Raw genomic sequence first — 2,847 nt, 5'->3', positions numbered from 1 at the left:
GGCCTCGGCCCGGTCCGCTGGCTGCGCCGCCCCACCCGCGACAACGCGGGCTGCCCGCCCGAGGCCCGGCTGCTGCTCGGCACCCTCGCCTACGCCTGCCACCGCAGCCGCGAGCGCACCGCCGAGCCGGCCTGGATGGCCTCCTGACCCACCGGCCCGGGCGTCCGGGCACGCGAGAGGGCCCGCCCCCGGGAGGGAGCGGGCCCTTCGCGCGGCCTTCGCACGGCCTTCGTAGTACCTTCGTACGCTCGTCGTACGCGGGGAGCCTCAGTCCCCGATCAGCGCGTCCACGAACGCCCCCGGCTCGAACGGAGCCAGGTCGTCCGCGCCCTCGCCCAGGCCGATCAGCTTGACCGGCACGCCCAGGTCGCGCTGGACCGCGACCACGATGCCGCCCTTGGCGGTGCCGTCCAGCTTGGTCAGCACGATGCCGGTGATGTCGACCACCTCGGCGAACACCCGGGCCTGGATCAGGCCGTTCTGGCCGGTGGTGGCGTCCAGCACCAGCAGCACCTCGTCCACCGGGCCGTGCTTCTCGACGACCCGCTTGACCTTGCCCAGCTCGTCCATCAGGCCGGTCTTGGTGTGCAGGCGGCCGGCGGTGTCGATCAGCACGGTGTCCGCGCCCTCGGCGATGCCCTCCTTGACCGCGTCGAAGGCGATCGAGGCCGGGTCCCCGCCCTCCGGGCCGCGCACGGTGCGCGCCCCCACCCGCTCGCCCCAGGTCTGGAGCTGGTCGGCGGCGGCGGCGCGGAAGGTGTCGGCGGCGCCGAGCACCACGGTGCGGCCGTCGGCGACCAGGACCCGGGCCAGCTTGCCGGTGGTGGTGGTCTTGCCGACGCCGTTGACACCGACCACCAGGACCACCGCCGGGCCCTCCTCGTGCCTGGTGGAGCGGACGGTGCGGTCGGCGTCCTTGCCGATCAGCTCGACCAGCTCCTCGCGCAGCAGCGCGCGCAGCTCCTCGGGCGTACGGGTGCCGAGCACCTTCACCCGGGTGCGCAGCCGCTCGACCAGCTCCTGGGTCGGGGCGACGCCGACGTCGGCGGTGAGCAGCGTGTCCTCGATCTCCTCCCAGGTGTCCTCGTCCAGGTGCTCCCGGGAGAGCAGCGAGAGCAGGCCCTTGCCGAGCGAGTTCTGCGAGCGGGAGAGCCGCGAGCGCAGCCGGACCAGCCGGCCCGCGGTGGGCTCGGGGACCTCGACGGCGGGCGCCGCCTCGGCCTCGGCGGGCGCGACCTCGACGGCCTCGGGGGCCTCGGGGGCCTCGACCTCCGCCGGGAGTTCCACCTCCTCGACGGTGCGGCGGGGCGCCTCGGTCGGCGGCGCGGCCTCCTCGCCGACCTGGGGCTCCTGCGGGGTGGGCTTCGGCGCCGTGATGACCGGCGCCTGCGACTTCGGGGGCAGCTGCCGGCGTCGTCGGCCGGAAACGACGAGGCCTGCGATCGCGACGATGGCGACCACGGCGATGACTACGGCGAGGATCACGTATTCCACATAAATCTCCTTCGTTGGGTCCCTCGATAGAGTGATCCTTCGGTCACCGACGCACGAGCGTCCCCGCCTCCCCTACGCTGGCCGCTGTGCCGTCCGGCACCGGTCAGGGCTTGGCCGTCACGAGGTTGTCCGACGGCTGAGTGAGAAGCCCCCTCACACGAGGGGGAGGAGTCACAACCGCTCCAGTATCCGGGATCGGCCCCGCCGAGGGCAGCTGCCCCGGCTCAGGCTGTCGGGTCAGTGCCCCGTCGGCCCGGAGGCACTCGCCTCCTCTCGCTTCCGAGGTGGCACCGCACGCGATCTGCGCTCCCGGTGCTGTCCCCCGGCCTGGCGGCCGGGAGGTGCCCCCACGCGCAGCCGCTGGCTGATCACCTGCGAAATGCCGTCCCCCTTCATAGTCACCCCGTACAGCGCGTCGGCCGACTCCATGGTGAGCTTCTGATGGGTGATGACGATCAGCTGGGAGCTCTCCCGCAGCTCCTCCATGATCCCGATCAGCCGCCGCAGGTTGGTCTCGTCCAGCGCCGCCTCCACCTCGTCCATCACGTAGAACGGACTGGGCCGGGCCTTGAAGATCGCCACCAGCAGCGCCACCGCGGTCAGCGAGCGCTCGCCGCCGGACAGCAGTGACAGCCGCTTGACCTTCTTGCCCGGCGGGCGGGCCTCCACCTCGACCCCGGTGGCCAGCATGTCGTCCGGGTCGGTCAGCACCAGCCGGCCCTCCCCGCCCGGGAAGAGCCGGGCGAAGACGCCCTCGAACTGGGCGGCGGTGTCGTGGTACGCCGAGGTGAACAGCTGCTCGACCCGCTGGTCCACGTCCCGGACGATGTCCAGCAGGTCGCGCCGGCTGCGCTTGAGGTCGTCCAGCTGCTCGCCGAGGAAGCGGTGGCGCTCCTCCAGCGCGGCGAACTCCTCCAGCGCCAGCGGGTTGACCTTGCCGAGCTGCTGGTACGCCTTCTCGGCCGCCCGCAGCCGCTTCTCCTGCTCCGCCCGGACGTACGGGTGCGGGTCCCCCGGCTCCGTCCCGTCCTCGGGCGTCGGGGGCGGGACAGGCTGGTCCGGTCCGTACGAGGCGAGCAGCTCGCCGCCGTCGATGCCGAACTCCTCCAGCGCCCGGGCCTCCAGCTGCTCGATCCGCAGCCGCTTCTCGGCGCGCAGCACCTCGTCCCGGTGCCCGGCGTCGACCAGCTTGTCCAGCTCCTCCTTGAGGCCACGGCCGTGCTCGCGGTGCTCGCGCAGCTCCTGCTCGCGCTCGGCGCGCGCCTGCTCGACCGCCGCCCGCCCGGCGTCCGCGCGGGCCAGCGACACCTCCAGGCAGGCCAGCAACTGCCGGGCGCCCGCCGCGACGGCGTT

2 protein-coding genes are annotated in these 2,847 nt (G+C 73.6%); both read right to left on the bottom strand.

Translation table 11 applies throughout. The features are described 5' to 3' along the window. Positions 1-267: 267 nt before the first annotated feature. Positions 268-1,494 (bottom strand): signal recognition particle-docking protein FtsY, encoded by a 1,227-nt coding sequence (gene ftsY / locus KS423_RS42595; RefSeq protein WP_224285064.1) that lies wholly within the window; start codon positions 1,492-1,494, stop codon positions 268-270. Positions 1,495-1,731: 237 nt separating this feature from the next. Continuing rightward, positions 1,732-2,847, bottom strand: a 1,116-nt coding sequence (locus tag KS423_RS42590) for an AAA family ATPase (protein WP_224285063.1), incomplete at its 5' end; no start/stop codon positions are given.

The organism is Streptomyces sp. LS1784, from assembly GCF_020103755.1.
Lineage (GTDB): Bacteria > Actinomycetota > Actinomycetes > Streptomycetales > Streptomycetaceae > Kitasatospora.
The sequence above is the reverse complement of the archived record's forward strand: the minus strand, read 5'-3'. Positions and strand labels throughout refer to the sequence as shown.